General features: G+C 37.8%; 19 protein-coding genes. 16 read left to right on the top strand and 3 right to left on the bottom strand.

The features are described 5' to 3' along the window. Positions 1-1,563 (top strand): hypothetical protein (locus tag ACIQAA_RS13975; protein ID WP_402620378.1); only part of this gene is annotated, 1,563 nt, incomplete at its 5' end. Further along, positions 1,559-1,984 carry a M67 family metallopeptidase gene (locus ACIQAA_RS13970; protein ID WP_402620994.1) on the top strand — a complete coding sequence of 142 codons (426 nt, stop codon included), beginning with the start codon at positions 1,559-1,561 and terminating at the stop codon, positions 1,982-1,984. The genes ACIQAA_RS13975 and ACIQAA_RS13970, both read left to right, overlap by 5 nt. A gap of 430 nt (positions 1,985-2,414) precedes the next feature. On the opposite strand, the gene ACIQAA_RS13965 is transcribed toward ACIQAA_RS13970, so the two are convergent. Beyond that, on the bottom strand, positions 2,415-2,675 hold the full coding sequence (locus ACIQAA_RS13965; protein ID WP_402620375.1) for an SEC-C metal-binding domain-containing protein: 261 nt from the start codon (positions 2,673-2,675) through the stop codon (positions 2,415-2,417). A 181-nt stretch (positions 2,676-2,856) separates the two neighbouring features. On the opposite strand from ACIQAA_RS13965, the gene ACIQAA_RS13960 reads away from it, so the two are divergent. The 3 genes from ACIQAA_RS13960 to sat all read left to right on the top strand — a co-directional run bounded on the left by ACIQAA_RS13960 (position 2,857) and on the right by sat (position 5,601). After that, positions 2,857-3,195, top strand: coding sequence for a DUF1360 domain-containing protein (locus ACIQAA_RS13960; RefSeq protein ID WP_402620372.1), 339 nt, complete (start codon positions 2,857-2,859; stop codon positions 3,193-3,195). A 153-nt stretch (positions 3,196-3,348) separates the two neighbouring features. Next, positions 3,349-4,266 carry an NAD-dependent epimerase/dehydratase family protein gene (locus ACIQAA_RS13955; RefSeq protein WP_402620369.1) on the top strand — a complete coding sequence of 306 codons (918 nt, stop codon included), beginning with the start codon at positions 3,349-3,351 and terminating at the stop codon, positions 4,264-4,266. Positions 4,267-4,467: 201 nt separating this feature from the next. Continuing rightward, on the top strand, positions 4,468-5,601 hold the full coding sequence (sat, locus tag ACIQAA_RS13950; RefSeq protein ID WP_402620366.1) for a sulfate adenylyltransferase: 1,134 nt from the start codon (positions 4,468-4,470) through the stop codon (positions 5,599-5,601). 288 nt (positions 5,602-5,889) lie between these two features. Here sat and ACIQAA_RS13945 read toward each other — a convergent pair whose 3' ends face one another. Further along, on the bottom strand, positions 5,890-7,206 hold the full coding sequence (locus ACIQAA_RS13945) for a peptidase G2 autoproteolytic cleavage domain-containing protein (protein WP_402620363.1): 1,317 nt from the start codon (positions 7,204-7,206) through the stop codon (positions 5,890-5,892). Between the two features lie 1,084 nt (positions 7,207-8,290). Between ACIQAA_RS13945 and ACIQAA_RS13940 the strand changes: the two genes are divergently transcribed. Further along, entirely contained in the window at positions 8,291-10,123 is a 1,833-nt protein-coding gene (locus ACIQAA_RS13940) for a XylR N-terminal domain-containing protein (protein ID WP_402620360.1), read from the top strand. Between the two features lie 264 nt (positions 10,124-10,387). On the opposite strand, the gene ACIQAA_RS13935 is transcribed toward ACIQAA_RS13940, so the two are convergent. After that, complete coding sequence (locus ACIQAA_RS13935; protein WP_402620357.1) at positions 10,388-10,957, bottom strand: CBO0543 family protein; 570 nt, start codon at positions 10,955-10,957, stop codon at positions 10,388-10,390. Between the two features lie 549 nt (positions 10,958-11,506). On the opposite strand from ACIQAA_RS13935, the gene ACIQAA_RS13930 reads away from it, so the two are divergent. The 10 genes from ACIQAA_RS13930 (at position 11,507) to ACIQAA_RS13885 (ending at position 24,220) form a co-directional block, all read left to right on the top strand. Continuing rightward, positions 11,507-13,084 (top strand): phytoene desaturase family protein, encoded by a 1,578-nt coding sequence (locus ACIQAA_RS13930; protein ID WP_402620355.1) that lies wholly within the window; start codon positions 11,507-11,509, stop codon positions 13,082-13,084. A 680-nt stretch (positions 13,085-13,764) separates the two neighbouring features. After that, a complete protein-coding gene (locus ACIQAA_RS13925; RefSeq protein ID WP_402620352.1) occupies positions 13,765-14,967 on the top strand; it encodes an acyl-CoA dehydrogenase family protein in 1,203 nt (400 codons plus the stop codon). Between the two features lie 23 nt (positions 14,968-14,990). Continuing rightward, complete coding sequence (locus tag ACIQAA_RS13920) at positions 14,991-15,968, top strand: catechol 2,3-dioxygenase (RefSeq protein WP_402620349.1); 978 nt, start codon at positions 14,991-14,993, stop codon at positions 15,966-15,968. A gap of 144 nt (positions 15,969-16,112) precedes the next feature. After that, positions 16,113-16,931, top strand: a complete 819-nt coding sequence (locus ACIQAA_RS13915; protein ID WP_402620346.1) for an alpha/beta fold hydrolase — start codon at positions 16,113-16,115, stop codon at positions 16,929-16,931. A gap of 74 nt (positions 16,932-17,005) precedes the next feature. Next, on the top strand, positions 17,006-17,470 hold the full coding sequence (locus ACIQAA_RS13910) for a flavin reductase family protein (protein ID WP_402620344.1): 465 nt from the start codon (positions 17,006-17,008) through the stop codon (positions 17,468-17,470). Positions 17,471-17,505: 35 nt separating this feature from the next. Beyond that, on the top strand, positions 17,506-18,354 hold the full coding sequence (locus ACIQAA_RS13905) for an FAD synthetase family protein (protein WP_402620341.1): 849 nt from the start codon (positions 17,506-17,508) through the stop codon (positions 18,352-18,354). Continuing rightward, positions 18,323-19,114, top strand: coding sequence for a 2-keto-4-pentenoate hydratase (locus ACIQAA_RS13900; RefSeq protein ID WP_402620338.1), 792 nt, complete (start codon positions 18,323-18,325; stop codon positions 19,112-19,114). The genes ACIQAA_RS13905 and ACIQAA_RS13900 overlap by 32 nt, the downstream gene beginning before the upstream one ends. Positions 19,115-19,455: 341 nt before the next feature. Continuing rightward, on the top strand, positions 19,456-21,339 hold the full coding sequence (locus ACIQAA_RS13895; protein WP_402620335.1) for a helix-turn-helix domain-containing protein: 1,884 nt from the start codon (positions 19,456-19,458) through the stop codon (positions 21,337-21,339). Positions 21,340-21,600: 261 nt separating this feature from the next. After that, positions 21,601-23,115, top strand: a complete 1,515-nt coding sequence (locus ACIQAA_RS13890; RefSeq protein WP_402620333.1) for a 4-hydroxyphenylacetate 3-hydroxylase family protein — start codon at positions 21,601-21,603, stop codon at positions 23,113-23,115. A gap of 115 nt (positions 23,116-23,230) precedes the next feature. Beyond that, entirely contained in the window at positions 23,231-24,220 is a 990-nt protein-coding gene (locus tag ACIQAA_RS13885; protein WP_402620330.1) for a catechol 2,3-dioxygenase, read from the top strand. Positions 24,221-24,234: the final 14 nt, after the last annotated feature.

Raw genomic sequence — 24,234 nt, 5'->3', positions numbered from 1 at the left:
ACACGCCTTAATGCGTCGCTTGAACAATTAACTGAAAAAGATGAAACGATCGAGAATTTACAACAGGATATTATAATACTGCAAGCGGACAAAGAAGAATATAAAAACATGGTTGATGATCTATCTGTGCAAAATAAACATTTTGTACACAGATTGGAAGTTTTAAAAGAAAATATGGAACAAATAACTAAAAATAACGTATCTTATCAACAGAAGATTACCCAATTGGACTCAGAGAAAAATGCCGTACTTGAGATGTTTGACAAGAATCAAACAGAATTGTCTAAAGCAAAAATACAAATACAGGCTTATGAAACGTTAAAAATAAAAATATTAAAGCGTCTGAAAAATAGACTGAAAGAAACCAGGAGCCTAGAGAAAGAGAATCGTTATTATCTAGAAGAAAAGGCAGGTCTCCTAAGAAGGATTGCGATTCTTGAAGAGGAAAATACCTCATTTCGCCATAGTGTCTCAGAATTTTCAGTAAAATTTGAGTTGGATGAAAATAGGATTGATGATATCACTTCCCAACTAAATGAATTATTTAGTCAAACAAAAACAATTATCAGTACGGCAAGTTCACTGCAAGACCAATTAAAAGAAAAAAACAAAGAAATTATTAAGCTGAAAAAGGAGAATGAGAAGCTTATGCAGGAAATAGTTCAACTTTATGATGAATTAGATAAGTCGGAGGCCCGGAAAACTGAACTAGAAAATCAGATTGAAAAGATGAAAACTGAGTTACTAAAGGCCCAGGATTCCTTGACTCGCCTCGAACTTTTTGAAACGGAAAAACTTAAGCTGAAGGATGAATTGGAGACAAAAATTGAGGAATTCAATAATTTAACATATAACTATCAGCGTGAAAAAGAATCCTATCTTCATGTACTAGAACATGTCCAGGATCAGGTAAACGAGTATAAGGAAAAATCGGAACTTTTTGATACAGAAAAAGGATCATGGTCCAAACAAATTGATGAATTAAAAACTGAATTAGCTGAAACAAAGGCTACCCTTGTTAAAATGGAAGAGTTGGAGCAAAAAAATGAAGAGTTAACGGCAGAATTAAAGGCAAAGGAAATGGAAATTTATAAAATTCAAAAGGAAAGTGAACAAACCTTTGAGAAACAGATGCTGCAATTTAATTCTGAACTGAAAGTGTATCAAGGAAAAATTACTCAATATGAAAAAGACAGGATAAATACAGAAAACCAAATGAATGAAATGAAAGCAAAGTTAGCTTTATTAGAGTCAAACTTGAAAGAAAAGGAAAACTTTATTAGGCAGTTCATTACACAACCGCCTTCAAAAAACGTAATTGAACAGTCAGTACAACCGGTGATAGAAACCAGTCAGGAATCTGTACAGTCAATTACACCAGAAACTACACCATATATACCTCAGGTACAGCAACAACAATCAGGTGATTGGTTTCAACGAAATATTACGCATCAACAGGGGCTTGTACAAAATAGTGCTAAAACAACAAACTCTACCGCGATGGATTTTTTCACTTTAAGAAGTAAAACCACCCAGCCCTCATCTCCCGGAACCGTCAATTAATTTAGAAGCTAATCCAGAAAATTTCTATATTAAAAAGTCAGTTTATGAAGAAATGATTGATTATTGCAAACAAACATTGCCATATGAGGCATGCGGATTACTATCGGGTATGAATGAAACAGGAAACACTTTATGGAAAATAAAAAATGAATCTATTAGTCTCAATCGGTTTTATATGTCCAAAGAGGCTATTAAACATGCTGTTACAGGAATGCATGAGAAACATGAGATATTTACAGGTATTTTCCACTCTCATCCTGCATCATTAGCTATTCCTTCATCGCATGATATTGAAAATAATCCTTATGATGACATTGCGTACCTTATTGTTTCGTTTTATAAAGGAAAAGTAGATGTACGTTGTTATAAAATGAACAATAAAAAAGTAATCCCTTTTAATTTACTGATCATGGATGAGTAAACTTTAACGGCGGTCCAAAAAACGCCGTTTTTTATTGTTCCTTCGACTTAATTTTCAAACACACCTTCTACCCTATAAATGTGGAACACATCGTTAATATAGATACATATACTTTAAGGAATCCTATTTAGTAAGGAGGTAGTTAGATTGAAAAGCAAACGGAGTAACAAACTGTTAAATAGATCTCATTCTAAAAGGTTACCGCAATCCGAAATTTATATGGGACGAAAAATAGCTGCCGGTTATTCTTCACAGGGAGTTGTTTCCAATAAAAGGGCGAATTCTGATTCTCGGGGATGCGGTTGCGGCAAACCCAAACAGGTAGGAGTAAACCATAAATAAACAGAATATGAAACTTAAAGTTTATAAATATAAGACTATTTTAAAAAGACCGCTTCAAGCGGTCTTAAAAATTTTAGAGCTTAATTCTTTAAAGTTTAATAACAGCCTCATGTGGGTAACAGCAAAATTTAAACTTCTTTCCTGTACCGCATGGGCAGGGTTCATATAATCTTTCTTTCATCTTAGTTTTTAAGATTTTTTTGAGTTGGGAAATATCAACAACAGGCTTTAATTGAATGATTGATAGAATATTATATTTCTCGCATAATTTAGCTACTTGAGCAGCTTGTAATTCTGTAACAACAGAACAAACTATTGGCTTTTCTTGTGGCAATTTTTCGTTCTCCATAAAAATTCCCCTCCGGTTGTAGTATTATACGTCATTTCACTTTATTCGTTACCTCCTGTTTTCATTCATTAGGGAAGTATGCAAGGGCCATCTTCTATAAACGGTCCCACTGGAACAAAGGAACATTTAAAGGGGCGAAACATACAATGTATCAGATTTATGGAAGTAAGGAGGTGAAGGTATGTACAGTTTGAATTGGATTGATTTATTTATTGTCATTTTAGCATCCTTCCGATTAACCCATTTAATTGTCTATGATAAAATTACCTCCTTTATTAGAAGTCCCTTCTTTTCTGTAAAAATAGAGGAAAATGAATTTGGTCAACTTGAAGAGAAAATCGAAATGAAGGGGACAGGGATACGTAATTTGATCGGTTCTCTCTTAAGTTGTTTTTGGTGTGTAGGATTTTGGTGCTCACTATTTGTAGTATTTATCTACTTCTATTTCCCATTTACTTTTCCATTTTTTCTAGTACTGGCTGTTGCAGGAGCTGCCGCTGTTATCGAATCAAAAATTTAGGCTTCTTTGGTTGCTTGTTCCCTCAAAAAAAAGAAAGTGGTGAAAACCACTTTGCAAAAAGAATTTTTCATGGATTACTACAGAATATTCATCGCTATACATTTGATGTAGTTATCTTGTCCTAATATTAAGAAAAAGAGGTGACCTATTTTTATGAAGGCAATCGTCACTGGAGGTGCAGGTTTCATTGGTTCCCATTTAGTCGAGGAACTTATTAATAGAGGCTTCGAAGTTCATGTGCTCGATAATCTTATATCTGGTCAGTTAGAAAATATTCATCCTTCTGCAATTTTTCATCAAGAGGATATTCGGGGGACAAAAGCTAAAGAAATTATAATCAAAGAAAAACCAAACATTGTATTCCATTTGGCGGCGCAAGCTGATGTTGGAAAATCTATTAATGACCCCAATTACGATGCAAGTGTTAATATTAATGGAACCATTAATATTCTTGAAGCTTGTCATAAAGCTGGGGTAAGAAAATTTATTTTTGCTTCGACATCAGCTGTTTATGGAGATTTGGAGTCCAATTTATTATCGGAAACTGAAGTGACTATACCAATTTCGTATTACGGCTTATCAAAATTAAGTGCAGAGTCCTATATCCGTATATTTAATATTCTTTTTAAAATTCCTTTTACCATCCTTCGATATGGGAATGTATATGGACCAAGGCAATTACCTAAAGGAGAGGGAGGGGTCATTGCGGTTTTTCTAAATCGAATCAAGAGAAATCAGTTGTTAACGGTCTATGGAGATGGTGAACAAACAAGAGATTTTATTTATGTAAAAGACATTGTTTTAGCTAATATTGCAGCAATCGAACGTGGCGACAATAAAATTTTCAATATTAGCACCTCAAATACTACATCTATAAACCAATTGATTAGCTATTTAGATAAAATTCACGATTCCCCTATTAATTACGTTCTGGTTGATCCTAAAAAAGGTGATATTAAACATAGCTGTCTTAATAATCAATATGCCTCTCGTTCACTTCAATGGCAACCAACATATGATATTCTTAAAGGCCTTAAGGAAACATATGCTTATATATTCGGAAGAGAGTAAGCCTTAATACAAAAAGTAAACCCCTTAGAGTACATCGGGCAGGAAATATCTAGCTAGTAGCAATAATCTGCTTGATTAATATTCTAAAAGATTATCAATATGAAAAGTACAAGCTGGTATATACTACCATTTTGATTCAAGACACCCCGCCAAATACGGTAACTTCCACCAATAGTATGGAATAGAAGGAGGTTGTTAATCATGAGTAAGATTATTCCACATGGAGGATCACTAATCACTTTATATGAACCAGAATTTGATTATAGAACTCTCAAACAAGAAATAGAACTAGATAACGTGTCTTTAACTGATCTTAATCTTATTGGTAATGGAGCGTATAGCCCGCTGAAAGGGTTTCTGAATAAAGAAGATTATGAATCTGTTGTAGACCGTATGCGCCTAACGGATGGTACTGTTTGGAGTTTACCTATTACACTCCCGGTTAACGAGAAGCAAGCTAATGAGTTAACTATTGGCAATTGGATTAAGTTGATGAAAGATGGTGTTGTATATGGAGTCTTAAAGTTAAATCAATTGTATACACCTGATAAAGTAAAAGAGGCAGAAAGTGTATATAAAACAAATGACCAACAACATCCTGGGGTTAAAAAATTATATGAACGGCCTAATGTCTACGCTGCAGGTGAGATTAGGTTAGTTCGAAAACCTGAGATAGGAAATTTCAATCAATACGATTTAACCCCTGAAATTACTAGAAAAAAGTTTTCGGATCTTGGTTGGAATACGGTAGTTGGTTTCCAAACTAGGAATCCTGTTCATCGTGCCCATGAATATATTCAAAAAGCGGCCCTCGAACTTTTAGATGGATTATTTTTACATCCAATAGTCGGTGAGACTAAGAGTGATGATATTCCTGCAGAAATTCGTATGGAAAGCTATCAAGTATTATTAGATAATTATTATCCAAAAGATAGGGTTTTATTATCTGTTTTTCCTGCAGCAATGAGATATGCAGGGCCTCGTGAGGCAATTTTTCATGCAATTGTCCGGAAAAATTACGGATGTTCACATTTTATAGTTGGCCGTGACCATGCAGGAGTTGGTAACTATTATGGCACCTATGAGGCACAAAGGATATTTGATAATTTTACCAACGAAGAACTTGGAATAAACCTTCTTTTTTTTGAACATAGCTTTTATTGCTCAAAATGTGAGGGAATGGCCTCGACTAAAACATGTCCTCATGGAGATGAAAATCATGTGATTCTTTCTGGAACAAAAGTAAGGAACTTATTGCGTAAAGGGATTCATCCTCCCAGTACCTTTAGTCGAAAAGAGGTCGTGGATGTTTTATTAAAAGGTTTCCTCGAGTAACACTATCCTTGTAAATGCCCAAGTCACAAATTGAGTGGTGTGTATTACCAATTTTATTCTATGTGTAGAGGCAGGATTATGCCACATTTATCTATACTATATGTTCAAAATTTTTCAAAGGCATTCGCGAGCAAAAAAATAATATGTCCAGGCAGCTGTTCGGATTGCAGAGCAGCATAGAGTATTGATATTTTTTTCTAGAAATCAACTATTAATAAAGATGAGCTTGGAGTTTATTCCAAGCCATCAACTATTTAAGAAAAATTCCCTAAAGAGAAACAAAGAAAATTATTTATTTAATAGTTTTTGTTTTTCAATCTCAAATTCTTCTATAGTTAAATAACCCTTTTCTTTAAATAGTATAAGCTGACTGAGCTGTTCAATTGTAGTTTTATTTTCAACTATTTGTAGTGGGGTCACCAGAACTAAAATTTGATTTCGGCCCGTACGTTTCATTACCCTGAATCCATTTTCAGATTCTGTAGCAATTCCTGCGTTATTTGGTTTACAAAATCGATTAACCTGACAAGTGCCGTCATCCCGTACCAGCATTTTTCCAATAAGGCCAACAGCTACCCATTCAGGTCTCATAAGGCGGAATCTGGATGGGTTTTCAGGATCCCATTCCGGATTTAACTTCTTTCTCAGTTCTGTATGTTCCTCTATAATGAAATTTTCTTCAAGTGGTATTACCTTTGGAATAGTAACTTCCTCATAAATAGGACGATTCCATTCGTCAAGTAAATATTTACCGAAAGCCTGATCTTCCGAATCAGCTAATATCCCTGGATTGGGGCTTGTAATTCCTAAAATAAAGTGGTCATTTGCATGGGCTTTTCGGATTTTTTCACCATCTAATGTTACGAAGTAACCAACTTCAATTGGTTGACCATCTAAGGATTCGTACATTTCTGCATAATTACATGCTCCAGGAGCGGTGACAAATGAAGAAGCTGAAACAGTACCGTCAAAACAACCCTTTCCATTATTTAAAAGAGATATCGTACAACCTGCAGGGTCAAATGCAGATGAACCATTTGCTATAAAGAAAGAATTAGATGCACTTGCAGTTCCATTAGATCCAATGATAAACGCACCATCGCAGCCACCGGTGCTTGTACCAAATCCTGAGGCATGAGAAAAAGTTCCATTAGCCAATGTATTAAATCCTTCTGAATGTGAGAACCAGCCACTTGCTCGTGTACCAAAACCTTCGGCATGAGAAGTCCTTCCACTTGCAACAGAAAGCTCCCCTTCTGCGTGAGAGATAAATCCAGAGGCTGTTGTACAATAGCCTTCAGCATGAGAATTCTTTCCACTTGCGGTTGATTGTTCCCCTTCCGCATGGGATATATCTCCACTGGCTGTCGTCTCAAGTCCTTCTGTATGTGAAAACCTTCCAGTTGCGTTTGTAAGTAATCCTTCTGCATGTGAGGCAATTCCACTAGAAGTTGTGGACTCCCCTTCGGCGTGCGATGCAAATCCACTAGCGGTGGTGAATTTTCCTTCGGCGTGTGCAGCATCTGCTGTGTCATTGGGTTGATATCCTCTTTTTTGGGAAGTATCTCTATGGTTTGGATTCCATCTACTTTGCAGTTTAACCACTCCTTATTAAAAGATTAATACATTTAATAGTACAATATGATTAAAAAATAAATGCGTATAGACAACCATATTTATACTCCGAGTTTATTTGGATTTAATGACCAAATTTGTTTTGACATGTTTACCAACTTTATAGAAAGCTTTTTGTTTAAGCTAAAACACAAGTGGAAGAAGATCGAAATAGGAATTTACCAAATTTCTACTTAAATGTGATATGAAAGGGTAAAGGATGGAGAGTGCTTACCAAATTGTTACCAAGTGTTGGTTAGGGGAATTGGCCTTTTGTATCAGGCCATGAAAATATAAAATAGGGGGACTCTTGAATGTCCACCCCAACTTCATCCAATAAAGATAGATGACATTATTAAATTCCGTACTACGAGATTTTAGACCCAAACTGTGAGCTTGGAGATATGCTAATTAAAAATTACTCAAGGTCAAGAAGTTTTGACAAACATTCCTTACAAGATACCATGCCTAGTGGAATAAATTTTATTCTTCTAAGAACTTTCCTGTTTATAACTAAATCTGAGTTGAACCTTAGGCCACATGCACACTGGTTTATATCTTTTACAATATGAATCATATCTCTTTTGTTAATTAATGGATATAACATCTAATTCCCCCTTTATTAAATAATTGATTGATTATTTTTCACTATATCTATTTAAATTTATATCGAAAACTTGGGTTAATAGACCTAATTGGTAGAATTCGCCACCTACAATTGTAATAAGAGTATACGATATATCATGGTTTATTTAGGGCCTGTTTGGCACGCAAGCAAACCCAATTGAAAAATCTGAAGTCGTATCGGAGAATCATCAAATTTAGTTGGGAAGACAAGCTTTTAAAAGCGAAATATAACTAGAAAAAGCATATTTATCAAAGGTGCTTATATTTTTAATAAACGTTTTTTTCTCAAAGAAAAACTGTAGTATGCATGAGCGAGTCTAGTTATAGATATCTAAATTTTCAGAAGAATGTGTTAGAATGATGATTGTAGCTGGAAATTATGGTAGTATAGAGTGCAAAACAAAACAGATGTGAAAGTTGTTCAAAGACAAAGGGGTTGAGTAAAAACATGGGTTTTAAGCAGATGCACATAAAGAATGCTTTTGAATCACCCAAAGAAAAAGTGGTGAATCAATTTTATGAACGAATTATTACGATCCCGATTGAAGCTAGAACAAATTTGAAAAATGAGCTCATTACCGTAATTGGCGAGGAACGAACGAGGGGCGTGTTTATTCGCTATGGCTGGCATTGTGGTGTGAGTGATGCGGAAAAAGCCATGTCGTTGGAATGGGACGATGAGTTAGATTTGGCATTAGCTGGTCCTAAATTTCACATGCTGCATGGTTACTTAGATAAAGTGGAAATTTTAGAAATGAGCTTTGATGAGCAAAAGAAATGCAATTTTATAGAAGTCCTTTGGATTAATACGTTTGAAGCATCTGAATATTTAAAAGCCAAAGGCCTCAGTAAAGAGCCTGTATGTCATACGTTGTGTGGTTATGCGAGCGGTTACCTGTCAAAAGTGCTGCAACAGCCTATCTTGGTTAAGGAAGTTGAATGTCGTGCGATGGGCCACGAGCAATGCAAATCTATTTGTATGCCAATTGAAAAATGGGGAGAAGAAATTACGAGTGACCTAAGTTACTATCAAGCAAATAGCATGATCAAAGAACTCGATGAAGTAACAGCGAAGTTAAAAATTGAGCGAGACCATTTAAGTAAAGCGAGTGATATACACCGGCAATTAATTGAGGAATTACTGTCGAACCAAGGAATACAAAAAGTGGTTAATATTTTATTTGAAACGACAGGTTTAACAGTCTTTATTGAAGATGAATATAATCAAATCATTGTAAAATCAGGAAACCTTCCGGATCAGCTTACTTTAAATAGATTTAGAGATTCGAACACTACATTTGTACGTTATTCCGAAAAGCTTTCATTGTTACGGACCCCAATTTATTATGGACAGCAAATTAAAGGCTATTGTTCTTTTGTTTATACAGAAGAGAATAAGCCTAATGAGCTTGATTTTATGATTATTGAAAAGGCTGCATTAACGTCTTCGCTTATATTAATGAATGAAAGTATAAAAATTAATACGGAGCAAACGGTTAAACGGAGCTTTTTAAATGATATCTTGGAAGGTCGATTAGCAAAGGAAGAAATGTATAAAATCGCCTATTATTTAGATTTTAATCCTTCTTCGACTTATTGGATGCTGACGTTTGAACGAATTGTAAAGGAATCAAGTATTGAAAATGAATTAGCGTTTAATGAAGAAATGATTCGTCATATTCATTTATTTTTGAAAGAGCGGACTATTAATTCGATCGTTTCACAAAAACTCAACAAAATTATTATATTAATTGAGTACCCTACTTTTGAAAGACTGCATTTATCACAGTCATCGTTTATTGATCAATTGTTAAAGCATTGTTCACGGCGCTTCCCAAAATATAGGATCTCTGTCGGTGTTAGTTCTGTCATCCAGGAGTTTTCACAAACCGTCATGCTATACAATGAAACTTTAGCGGCATTACGTGCAACAAACAATCGAAAAAATATCTATTTCTTTGAAGAACTAGGAATTGAAAGCGTTTTATTCCAATTGCAGGATGATGTGTTGATTGAGCGGTTCGTCAATCAACATATTGGCAGGTTGTTAGAAGCAGATAGTAACGAATATGAGTTAATAAAAACGTTATTTGCCTATATAGACAATGGAAGCAGTATTAACAATACGGCGAAGGAATTATCCATGTCGATTAGCGGTTTACGCTATCGACTAACCAAAATAAGTGAGATATTAAACCATGATCTGAATGATACACAATATGCCTTCACGCTATATCTAGCCATCAATATTTTAAAAGCAAAAGGTAAAATTGAGATTTAACTATTAGGCCTTGTCCATTTAATGTAAAGGGTTCCGTTTTCGGGTGCTTTCTTAATAAATGACACAAGAATTGACGTATGAATTGGCATACGTCTTTTTCTTTATTTATCAAGGTTTGTTCGGAATTTCATAAACTTTTACATAACAATTGACATCGTTTTTTGTTGGACAATAAGTATTCCTCAATTTAAAAAGAGTGCCAAAACTACTTATAATACTGGTACTCAAAACGGCACTGAATGCTTCCTTACAATGAGGAACTTGTTAGATTTTTCCCTTATCTAATTTATTATAGCTCTCAATCTTTGTAACCGAATAAGCGGCATAGTAAAGAGTAAAAAAAATAATAAAATCATATAGAGTGGACCAATTCTTAGGGTTGTAAAAGTCGATAGCATTAAAGAAATTCATTCCTCCAAATGCCGCAATTGAAGAAAATAAGATACCCTTTAACAAGGTATTCATTTTTGGTTTTATTTGTAGAGCTAACATTATAGCAACGGGTGCTAAAGAAAAGTGATAGGGTAAAAATAGAAAAGGTGCTAGAGGGATGATTACCATTGGGTATGACCAGAGCCCTAAAGATAAGGCAGCAAGATCGATTGTAAGTGATAATAATATAGTCAGTAAGCCGCCTAAAAGGAGACGTCCCGTGCTATCTTTCTTCCTGAGTCTAAACCAAACAATCCATGGAACAATAAATAGTGCGAGACCAAACCACCATTGCCATGTTGAGAGAATTTCTTCCGTCACTGTTTTTGCAAATAAAGAACTGATTTCAGTGAGCTGGTTATAAGCTTTTTCTGATTGAGCGAGCCCCTTCTCAAATGCCATTATCATTACACCTCCAAAAACATAGTAATAATATATTTTTTTCAGTTAAGTAGTAAATTATGCAATGGTGTTTCTTAAGAAAAACAGGATCCTCCCCCCTTATAGGAGATGTTTTTATTATGTCCACAAAAAACCCCACCCCACTATGAGGTCGGGGATTTACACGTTTATCGTTTAACGTAGTTCTCCCTTAAGCATTTTAAATCTTCTGGCTTAACTAGAAGAACCTTAGAAATAAATTCTTTGAAAAAGATTTGTATAGTGAAGTACAACTAGGTGCTGCGATTGTCCTACAATCAGATAATAAAAATTAAAAGTTAGCAGTTCTACAGCAATTGGAAATAGTTTATTACTGTTTGCTCTTCTGGTTTTACAAAACGATTATCCCAAGACTTCGATGCATAAATTAAAGATTTCTTAAAATTTTGAAGGCCTTCCTTAATGGTAGAGACGTCCTAAAAATATTTTTTATAATTGTCCTAAATTTAGTACTTATTATCTAAAAACCATAATATCCTTTTACGTAGATATCGTAAAAGGAGAGATATGATGGATCAATTTGATGTAATTATTATTGGCAGCGGCCATAATGCGTTAATAACGGCTGCCTATTTAACACGGGCCGGGAGAAGTGTATTAGTTTTAGAAAAAAATGACCGTCCAGGAGGATTTCTGCGCACAGAAGAGCTGACACTGCCAGGTTTCAAACATGATGTCTATGCCGCGGCTCATCCGCTCTTTACAACCGGACCAGTGTACGCAGAGTTAAGAGAGGACTTAGAAGCACGTGGGCTTCGCTATATAAATACAGACCTGCCGACTGGCGTTTCGTTCGAAGACGGACGAACAGCGGTCCTTCCTTCTTCTTTTGAGGATCTCATCGCCGAGGTGGAACGGTTGGCTCCTGGTGACGGCACAGCGCTGGCAGGCATGTTTGAACAGTTGAATCCTTATGTAAACGATGTTTTTAGGTTATTTAATATGGATCTTTCCAGTCCAGAAGCTGCACCTATCATCCAGCGTTTACTTCATCAAGAGGGCGGCGTGGGTTATTCACCATTTGCAGCATCGCTCGTTTCAACGGCCCGTAATACGGTAAGTTCGCTTCAGTCACCTGTGACGAGGGCGATGCTTGCTTCCTGGGTTACTCACCTTGGACGCACACCGGATGAGGTGGGAAGTGGAATTTGGGTGCCGCTCACCATGATGGCAGTGATGGGCGGCGGAATGCCAATACCGGAGGGCGGCAGTGAGAAATTAGTTCAAGCTTTAGCTCAGCTGATCACGGACCAAGGCGGGGAAATTCTTACAGAGATTCAGGTTGAGCGGATTTTAGTGGAAAATGGTAGAGCAGTTGGCGTAAGGACCTCCAAGGGGAAAAAGTACCGTGCCAAACAGGCAGTCGTGGCCTCAACCTCACCTGACCAGCTGTATCTCTCGTTATTAGCCGATACCGAAATATCACCACCACTGCGTGCGCAAGCAAAACAGTATCGATACGGCAGAGGCTGTGTGCAAATTCATTTAGCTTTGAGTGAGCCGCCAAACTGGCCGGATAAGCGGTTTAACCGTGTCGGTCAGCCACATTTAACAGATGGGCTAGACGGATTTACCTTAGCCATTGCCCAAGGAGCAGCTAATCTGCTTCCGTCAAATCCGACTTTTACCGTAGATTGTTCGACAAATCTTGATCCTACGCGGGCACCTGCAGGAAAGGCCATCATGCGTATTCAAGTGCTGGAAGTACCTATAAGACCAAGCGGGGATGCTGCAAATCTCATCGATGTGGGGGATGGGACATGGTCGCATGATTTGACAGAGCGTTTTACAGAACGCGTCCTAAACGTGGTCAGCAAGCATATACCAAACATCCCAAGCGCTGTCATTGGAAAATACGTGGTCACACCAGACACAATCGCTAAGTATAACCCAAATGCTGGTCCAGGGGATCCGTATGGTGGTGCACATGATTTAGGTCAGAGTTATCTTTTGAGACCATTACCAGGGCAGCCGGGTCATCAGACAGCAATTCCAAATGTGTATATGCTCGGGGCCGCAACTTGGCCCGGACATGGGGTAAATGGTGGATCGGGGTATATCGTGGCTCAGAAACTATTAACACAATAAGACATATTAACTTATGGAATACAATCCAGAGTAGGTTGCTCGTTTGATTGTGTTAAAACGTTTCAACAATTATTATACAGGGTCCCGATTTTGGGTGCTATCTTAATTACAGAAGAATGACGGATGAATTGGCATATGTCATTTCCTTCAGGAGAAGTTAGGTATCAATAAGCTAGAGGCTTAATGAGGATTACAATGAATATTTAAACGTTTTTGCACAATGATGATTTTCAGGGCAAGCTTTTTTACGACTTCTCTAACTAGAGAAGTTTTTATTTTTGACAGGGGTATTATTAAAATGAAAGTTTGTGAAGAAATGTACTTAAACTACGGGTGCGATGATTCGAGCTTTTAATTTAATCCTTTGTAATACCTATATATATTTAATCAAAACGGAACACTTTACATTTAATGGACAAGGCTTTTTCTTAGTTAATAATGAAATGGTTCGTTTGATTCTCATTTTACAATAACAATCTAACTAACATCCTTTCTTTTAAAAGGGATTTACGCAATCTAATTAACTATATAAAGAAAATATTTAATAGGAAACGTGTTAAAAACAATCTAAATTCAATATTTTACGTAGGTATATTTAAAATATTCTAAATATTATAATTCAAATCAGGAGCAGGTGCTTTATAAGATTTGAAAACGTTTACTTTAGAGGAGGAAGGTATATGGCAGTTAATCTTTTAGAAGTTAAAAAGACTCCCAACAAAGAAGAACTTCTTAAGAGGGCAAAGGAGGTCGGTATATTAGCTGAAAAATATGCTTTAAAGGCCGATCAAGATTCAAAGCTTCCAGATGAAGTGATTGAAAAAATAAAGGAAGCTGGTTTTCATAAGCTTATGCGACCGAAAGCTTATGGTGGTCAATATTTGGATTATTTTACGTTTGGTGAAATCATCCGCACAATCGCTAATCATAGTGTCGCTGCTGCCTGGTTAAGTTACTTCTTTGTGATTCATGAAACCTGGGTTGCTTTTTTGCCAAAAGAAAGCCGTGATGAATTATACAATCATGGTGGATTAATGGCAGATGTATTTGCTCCAGTCGGTAAAGTAACAGATGATGGCGAAGGCTATCGCCTTACAGGTCAATGGAACTTCTGCAGTGGCGTGCTTTGGAGTGATTGGATTGGTTTAGGCGCAATTGCCAAGTTAAAGGATGGCACCGAGCCGGAATATTGCATGTTTATTTTGAATAAAGAGGAAGCGGAAATTATCCATAACTGGGATGCAATGGGCTTGCGTGGCTCAGGAAGTAACGCGGTGAAAGTTGATAACGTTTACATACCGCCGAATCGAATTTTTCATGCAACTCGTGTCATTAACGGTGAAGGCCCAGTAGATGGCAATTTTGAACAGGACTATCAAATCTTCAATGTTCCATATATCCCATGGTTCTTGATGGGTTTCCAATTTATTCAGATAGGCGGCGTTGAACGATTGATTGAAATCTTCCAAGAAAAAACAGAAAATAGGATTCGCGTTTTCAACAATAATGCAAATGAAAAAGAAGCAGCCAGCAGCCAGCGCGTACTGGCGGAATTAAAGCTTCAATTAAGTTCTTTAAAAGGCTTAGCAAATGAGTACTGTGAGAAGTTAACGTATTACGAGCAAAATGGCATGACAACATTGGATGAAGAAGAACGTGAAAAATTGTTTGGGATCCGTGGGCATATAGCGAGGACGACTTCAGAGATGGCGCTCCGTATATTACTTACTTTAGGTGGAAACTCCGTATTTAAAGGGCAGCCTACTGAATTGTTTGTACGTGACCTGATGACAGCAGCTTCTCATCCGACGCACCACTACGAAGATGCAATGGCTTCATATGGCAAGTCAATCTTTGGCTTTAAAGGAAACCCAATCTGGTAAATAAAACTTTGGAGGGAATGGAAATGATGAAAGAACCTATTTTTGATGTAGCACATTTGGCACATATTGAAATTTATAGTCCGAAAGTAGAAGAGTCTGTGTGGTTTTTTAAAGAAATTTTAGGGATGGAAGAATCGCATCGTCAAGGTGATTCCGTTTATATGCGTGCTTACGAGGATTTTTATCATCATACATTGATCATTACCCAAAATGATGAAGCGGGTCTTGGGCATGTTGCCTGGCGTGCAACTTCTCCGCAAGCTCTAGAGCGTCGTGTACGAGAAATTGAAGCGACAGGTTATGGTATCGGATGGATTCAAGGCGATGTGGGTCATGGACCAGCGTATCAATTTACAACACCAGATGGTCATAAAATGGAAATTCTTTGGGAGGTTGAATATTTCAAACCGACAGAAGAGCAAGCAACACCACTTCTGAGTCGTCCGCAGAAACGTCCTCGTCGCGGTGTACCAGTACGTCGCTTAGACCATGTGAATGTACTGGCAAAAGAAACAAATAAAAACGTTGAGTTTTTAGAAAATGCACTTGGATTTAAAGTGCGAGAACGTATTTTAAATGATGATAATACAGATGTAGCAGCTTGGTTAAGTTCAAACTCATTAGTGCATGAAGTGGCCATCATGGGAGACGCGTTAGCTGAAAAGGGAAGATTGCACCATATTTGCTACTGGTACGGGTACCCTCAACATTTAATGGATGTAAGTGAATTATTGGTGGAGCACGGCTATAAAATTGAAGCAGGTCCTGGCAAGCACGGTGTCTCTCAGGCTTACTTCCTATATGTAATCGAACCTGGGGGCAATCGTGTTGAATTATTCGGAGATACGGGTTATCAAATTTTTGACCCAGCCTGGAAAACCGTTGAATGGAAAGGGAAAGATTTAGAGCATGCCATTATTTGGTACGGTTCTAACTTACCACAAGAGTTCTTTGAATATGGAACACCAGTTAGGAAAAAGGAAATTGCACCAATAAAATAAACGATGGTGAAAGTAAGCTTGTTAGAATAGGAACATGAAATTCTCACTATCTTACTAGTTTACAATGTATGGAATCTAAAAGTGAGAGGAAGCTTTTAATAGTTTCCTCTATCTTCTTTTTAAAAATGGAAGGAGTATTGCGCAATGACAATTACCTCAAAATATATGGAAGTTAATGGTATAAATACACACTATCATGAGGAAGGCACAGGAGCAGAAAAAATTATATTAATACATGGCTCAGGACCAGGTGTATCTGCATTCGCAAACTGGCGTTTAATTATCCCGCGCTTAAGTGAATCTTACCAAGTATTTGCACCAGATATTATTGGTTTTGGTAAAACAGATAAACTCCCCGATCATCAATATACCGTTGCATTATGGGTACAACATTTAATTAGCTTTATTGAATCCGTGTCTGATGAGCCTGTTCACTTAGTCGGAAACTCCATGGGCGGCGCATTAGCACTCCATGTTGCCTATCAAAGACCGGACCTGGTGAAAAAATTAATTTTAATGGGCAGTGTCGGCATCAAGCACCAAATTTCAGAAGGGTTAGAACGTGTTTGGGGGTATGAGCCAAGTTTGCAATCAATGCGAGAATTGATTGAATTATTCTCTTACGATGAAAAAGCAGCGAAGAATGAAGAATTAGTCCGTCTTCGCTATGAAGCTAGTATGGAGCCTGAGGTGAAAGAGGCATTTTCGGCCATGTTCCCAGAGCCTCGCCAACAAAAACTAGACGAATTGGCGTTAAGTGATGAACAAATTCAAAGCATTAATGTCCAAACACTATTATTCCATGGCTTGAATGACAGAGTTATTCCGATTAAAGATACAAGCTACCGTTTAATTGAATTGCTTCCGCATGCAGAACTACACGTATTTAATGAGTGCGGGCATTGGACACAAATCGAAAAAACCGAGCCGTTCGTGGAGAATATTTTAAGATTTATTAAATGATGAATATCATAATTCCACATGCAAAGTGGTCTATATATCTACTATTATTAAAATAATCTTGGGAGGTTCATAGAATGGATGATCGTCAATTTCGAACGGCAATGGGGAAATTCGCAACAGGGGTAACCGTTATTACCACAGAACTTGATGGAGATACACATGGTATGACGGCAAATGCCTTCATGTCTGTATCCCTTGATCCTAAGCTTGTGGTGATTTCAATTGGAGAAAGGGCAAAAATTTTAAATAAAATCAAGGAAAGCAAGATCTTTACCGTGAATATTTTGGCCGCTGATCAACAAGAGCTTTCGATGATTTTTGCAGGACAAATCAAGGAACCACGTGAAGTTGTTTTTGATCGTCTAGATGGCAAGCCAGTGTTAGCAGGCGCATGTGCACAGGTGGCTTGCGAAGTATCCGCGGAGCATGTTGAAGGAGATCATACGTTGTTTATTGGAAAAGTAACCGATATTCATCTTGAAGAAAAGGAACCTCTTGTTTTCTTTAACGGAAAATATCGTGCATTGGCAGAAGTATAAACTGACTTCATTATCGGAACATGAAAGGAGACTGTATGGAAACCATCTATTTAAATAAGGGGAATTTGGCTGCTTATCAGGATCTAGCAAGCTCAAATGTTATGGCACTTGGATGTTTTGACGGTCTCCATCGTGGGCATGTAAAAGTGATTCAATCCGGATTGCAGGAAGCAAAGGAAAGAAACGTACCACTTTCAGTCATGAGTTTCTTTCCTCACCCGAAAACAGTCACCTCTGGGAAGGCGTGTTTTCACTATTTAATGCCGCAGTCCGAAAAAGAAAAAAGGCTTTGTGAACTAGGTGTTGATACCATTTACCTTGTGGAGTTCGATAAAGACTTTGCAGGGTTGTCACCTCAAGCATTTGTTAAGGAATACCTTATCAAACTGGGTGTTATTCATGCAGTAGCAGGATTTGACTTTTCGTATGGCAGCCGCGGAGCAGGGAATATGAAAACATTGAAACAAGATTCCAGAGATATGATTGATATAACTACGGTCGACAAGGTGGAGTACAAAGGAGAAAAAATCAGTTCGACTCGTATCAGACAACAACTATTAGACGGGAATGTCGAGGAGCTGCCCTATCTTATCGGGCACTCTTACGAATTAAATTGTGTATGTGCTGGATTGGTTTTAACACCCTATTCGAATTATACACTCCCTGCTCCTGGGCGCTATGAAGTTACCTTGAAAAATAAGTGGAACTCTTTGCAGACCGAAGTGGTTGTAAACGAGAAAAGCGTAATGATTACGAGTAAAAATCAAGTTCCATCATGGCTTGAAGGAAACTTGACCATCGTCTGGGATCGGCGGATGAGGACTGAAAAGGATCAAACGGGGGAGATTTTTTATGAATATTCAACAAACGAATCGAGTGCTTGAAGCCTATCAGCATTTACTTCAAGCAGAAAAAAACAAAAAGTCTGTCGCCCCACTTACGGATTTGTATCCTGATATCACGATTCAAGATGCTTACCGAGTTCAAATAAAAAGTATTGATCAGAAGGTTAAGGACGGACAAAAAGTAGTGGGGAAGAAAATCGGGCTAACTTCGTTTGCGATGCAGAAGCTATTAGGAGTGGATCAGCCTGATTACGGTCATTTATTGGATAGTATGGATATTCCAAATGGTGGCACCATTCCAATGGAAACCCTTTTTAACCCTAAGGTAGAGGGTGAGCTTGCTTTTGTGTTGAAAAAGGATTTAATAGGGCCAGCTGTTACAGTAGAAGATGTCCTACAAGCAACAGAATATATTATTCCTTCTATAGAAATTGTTGACAGCCGCATTACCGATTGGAAGATTAAATTAGAGGATACAGTTGCAGATAATGCTTCTTGTGGACTTTTCACATTAGGATCTCAAAGGTTCGATCCAAATGGAATGGATTTAACGAAAATCGAAATGAGTCTTTATAAAAATGGTGAGTTCATGAATAAAGGGACAGGGGCTGATGTGTTAGGTCATCCCGCAACATGTGTTGCATGGCTGGCAAATAAGCTAGCAGAATATGATGTGACGTTAAAAGCTGGGGAAATCATTTTATCTGGGGCCCTATCTGCAGCTGTTGCAGCTCAAAAGGGAGATGTCCTTACAGCTGAGTTTAGTCAGTTAGGAAAAGTTGAGGTTTCTTTTGGTTAAGTGACGTATGGTTATGATTAAATTGGGTTCAAAGCAAATACATTATGCTAAATCAATAAAAACAACGTTCCTGCACATTGTAAGGAGCGTTTTTTTATTCATTAGTGAATGCTAATAATTATATTATGTAAACTGCATTTAAGTATATTTAAAAGACATTATCCAATTTACATACTGAAGTGTATTGCTTGTACGTGAAAGCCTTTTCGTATAATGAATCCTTGAGTATAATAGAAACTATTAATCTCCAGAAATAGCATAAGTCAATTTTCATTCTTACATTCACTCGTAGGTAAGATTTACTTTGTTCTTAACTAAATTAGAAAAAAGGGAGCAATGGAATGAAAACGCTAAAACTAAATGACTTATTACATGTTCGCCAAGAGAATGAGTTATGGTTTGCAAACAATGAAAGATCTGTTTTTGTTTCGACCAGGGCATTCGGAGCGATGCAGCGAGATTTAATTGAGAATATTGGTATTAATCGGATGAAAACCTTTTTTTTTAAGTATGGCTATCAATTGGGAGTTGAAGATGCACAAGAGGTGGCTAAAAGAGATACCTTGAGTTTACTTGAAAAAATCGAATATGGTCCGATTATTCATGCCTTAAAAGGGCATACGAAATCCCGCATCACCGAAAAAGACTTTGAAGTAGAGGGAAACGAAATTAAATCGTTTCGCTTTAAAGGAGTTTGGGAAAATTCTTATGAAGCGGAACAACATCTTCAAAATTTTGGGATTAGCCAAGGGCCTGTTTGTTATACGTTGACTGGTTATGCCACGGGATATATTTCCGGTGTAGTTGGAGTAGACGTCTTTTTCAAAGAATTGCAATGTCAGGGACAAGGGGCCCCGTGTTGTGTTTGGGAAGGGCGTCTTGTTTCGGAATGGAAGGAAGAGGCGGAGGAATTCTTTTCTTATAGTAAAGAACTGCCGATTTTAAAGGAACTGGAGCAAACAAACGAAAAGCTTATGCTGGAAAGAAATAATCTCGCACTTGTGTCGAAAACGTATAATGAGATGACCAATAAACTAATCGAAGGCAATAGCATCGAATCGATTCTCGATATTTTACATAAGCAAAATCACCTGCCCATAGTTGTGGAGGATAGTCGTAAAAATGTTATAGCCTATAAAGGCATTAACCTAGAAAAAATTGAATCTATTAGAGATACATTTTCTGAGATTCCAGATAAAAAACAATTCCATTCCAAGGTCAGTATTTTTTCATTTGAAGAGGGGATAAGTCTAAAGACTCCGATTTATCTCTTAGGCAAGATTGTAGGGTATTGTTTTTTTCTATACGAAAGAGAGAGAACCCCGAATTATGAGATTGACTCGATGATTGTTGATCGCTTAGCGTCAATTTGCTCGCTTTTGTTTTTAAAGGAAAAAACAGAAGTAGAATCGATGGAACAAGTGAAAGGTCATTTTCTTGAAGAAATAATTAGTGGGAAATATACGAAGCAAGAAATCATGAGGAAAGCGGATTTTATCCAGTTAGATTTATCCGATCACTATCATATTGTGGCATTGAACTACAAGTTTTTAAATTCATGTGATGAAAAGGAATTCACGCTTCATAAAAAAACATTTGAAACGGTGTCTGCTTACCTACGAGAAGAAGAAAACCTCAATGTGTTAATCGGTCAGCGGCCTGACACATTACTTCTCCTGATTACCGAGAAACAAGTCCGTCAGCAAACCTTGGAGAAAACGATTCGGACTTTAGTATTATTTTTAAAGAAGCAAATAAAAAATGCTCTATTCTTTGCAGGAATAAGCTCACAAAACAATAACATCCTTGAAGCAGGAGCTGCAATGGAAGAAGCTTGTTCCGCAGTGCGCCTTTCTTCCAGGGATGAACCGATTTCCTTTTTTAGTGATTTAGGCGTGCTTGGAATCTTAATCAATGACCAAAATGAACCAGCCATAAAGAAAATGATCCGAGAACAACTTGGTGTTCTGTACGAGAATCTCGATAAGAATAAGCTAGAGTTGATTGAAACACTCTACCATTTTCTTGAGCAAGGCGGAAACTTGGATCAAACAGCGGAATCCCTCGCACTCTCTAAAAGTGGACTTCGTTATCGCCTCAACAAAATTACCGACCTTCTTGATCGTGACTTACGAGATCCTCAAAGACAATTTCAGTTGATGATGGCTTTAAAAGCATTGAAAATTGTTGAGCATGAAAGAATCAAAAAAATTCAAGCAGAGTAAATGGATTGATTCTGAAGCAAGAAATCAAGGATTTAAAAAACATAAAAGCCTATCAGCTAAAAATTTGCTAGACTTCCCGCAGAAAATCAATTAGGGGGGTCTGGCTTTTTTTTGCGTAACTGACACGAAGTAGCAGTATTTACTAAGTTTTCTGTCATCTTGTGTCATTGTTAAGAATTTTCAGATAAATTATCATAAAACTAGTGATGAACAGATCAGTCACTATAAAAATAGTAAGATTTTAAGAATGGAGTTGAAGAAATGTACACAGGTAAAGAATATTTGGAAAGTCTCAATGACGGCAGGGCAGTTTATTTAAACGGAGAAAAAATTAAAGATGTCACAACACATCCCGCTTATCGGAATGCTGCTCGTTCCTATGCAAGAATGTACGATGCTCTTCATGATCCAGCGACACGTGATATCTTAACAACCACAAGCGAATTTGGCGACAGAACACATAAATATTTCAAAACTCCTACTAGCGCTCAGGATTTGTTAGAGGCAAGAGATGCCATTGCTCATTGGGCAAAGCTAAGCTATGGATTTATGGGACGTACCCCGGATTATAAAGCTTCTTTTACTGGTCACCTAAATGCGTTTGGTCATTTTTATAAAGGTTTCGAAGACAATGCGAAAGCATGGTACAAAAAATCAACAAAGGAAGTACCATTCATTAATCATACGATTATTAATCCGCAGGTCGATCGTTCAAAACCATTACACGAGAATAAAGATGTCTTTGTTCGTGCGGTTGCGGAGCGTGATGACGGCATTATTGTAAGCGGTGCCAAAATGGTAGGAACAGCTTCAGCATTAACTCATTATAACTTTGTTGCGAACTATGGACCGAAAGATTTAGGCGGCGGCGATGATAGTCATGCACTGATCTTCTTTGTTCCTATGAATGCGGAAGGCCTTAGCATGATTAGCCGCCAATCGTACGAACTACATGCTGCCAAGAACGGGACTCCTTTTGATTATCCGTTATCCAGCCGCTTTGACGAAAATGACGCAGTGATTGTCCTCGATAACGTATTCATCCCTTGGGAAAATGTGTTGGCATATCGAAATATTGAGGTGTCGAATAATTTTGCAAAAGTAAGCGGTTTCATTCCGCGCTATACCTTCCATGGCTGTACACGTCTCGCCGTAAAATTAGATTTTATGACGGGGCTGCTATTAAAAGCAACTGAAGGAGCAGGAACGAAAGATTTCCGTGGGGTTCAGACAAAAATTGGCGAAGTCGTTGCATTACGAAATATGTTCTGGGGCCTTTCCACCGCAATGGCAACGGATCCTGAAAAAGGGCCCAATGGCTTAGTGATTCCAAACTCTTACTCCAGTTCCGCTTATCGCGCGTTAGCTCCATTGGCTTGGGTGAAGGTGAAAAATATTTTTGAGCAAGTCGTAGCTGGCGGGTTAATTCAATTGCCTTCAAGTTCAAAAGATTTCCTCAATGAAGATTTAAAACCTTATTTGGACACCTATTACCGCGGTACAGGAATTGGCGCGGAAGAGCGCGTAAAATTATTAAAAATGGTTTGGGATACGATCGGTACAGAGTTTGGCGGCCGTCATGAACTATATGAAGTCAACTATGGTGGAAACCATGAAAACATAAATATGGAAGCATTATTCCATTTTGAGGAAACAGGTGCTGCCGATCAGCAAAAAGCATTCGTCGATTCTGCATTAAGCGATTATGACCTTAAGGGCTGGACTAACAAAACATGGGCAGAGGCAGCAGAAAAAGAAGTGGTTATCAAATCATAAAGCAGAGTAAGAGCCGCTCATGTTCTTTAATGTCCAATATCGCTCCTTAACGTCTGAAGTGAGTCTCATTAATAAGTAGTCTATTTTAACCAATATATTTAATAGGAGGATTACCATGACTTCATACCAGGAACCGATTTTTGATGTAGCACAGCTTGCTCACGTGGAGATTCTTTCTCCGAAGCTTGAAAAATCTGTTGAATTTTTTACAAGATTTCTAGGAATGGAGGTAACCGCTCGTTCTGAAAAATCCGTTTACCTTCGTGCTTATGAGGATTTCTATCACAATACGTTAATCATTACAGAATCGGAACAAGCGGGTGTCGGCCATGTGGCTTGGCGTGCCGCTTCCCCGCAAGCGCTAGAGCGTCGTGTAGCGGAAATTGAAAAGACAGGATTCGGCAAAGGCTGGATTGATGGAAATACCGGACATGGAAGGGCCTACCAATTTACTAATCCTGATGGTCATTTAATGGAAATTCTTTGGGACGTTGAGTATTACCATGTGGAAGAAGGCCAAAGATCAAAACTATTAAATCGACCATCCAAACGCCCAGACCGCGGCGTGCCGGTTCGCCGTTTAGATCATATCAATCTCATGACCTCGAATCCAGGAGCTGATACAGACTTTATGCTCGATACGCTCGGTTTTAGATTAAGAGAGCAAATCCAAGATAATGGCCATGTGCTAGGGAGCTGGATTAGTGTTTCCAATCTTGTTCATGAAATTGCTTATATGCAAGAGCCTAACGGAGTAAAAGGAAAGCTGCATCATCTTTGCTACTGGTATGGAATTCCTCAAAATCTTTATGATGTGGCAGATTTGCTGAAAGACCATGGTATTAAAATTGAAGTTCCACCGAACAAGCATGGAGTCAGCCAAGCGTTCTGTATGTATGTGATTGAACCAGGCGGAAACCGCATTGAATTATTCGGAGATGCAGGATATATCATCACGGACCCAGCATGGAAGCCGGTGGTTTGGGATATGAAGGACGTTCCTGGCAATGGTGACACATGGATTGGAACCGAATTCCCACAATCATGGTGGACGCAGGGAACACCGCTCGCACCTGTGAAAACAGAGGAAGTCGTGAAGTCTTAATAGAATGATAGGGG

It is taken from the genome of Neobacillus sp. NPDC093182 (assembly GCF_044754045.1).
This window is presented reverse-complemented; position numbering and strand designations above follow the sequence as displayed.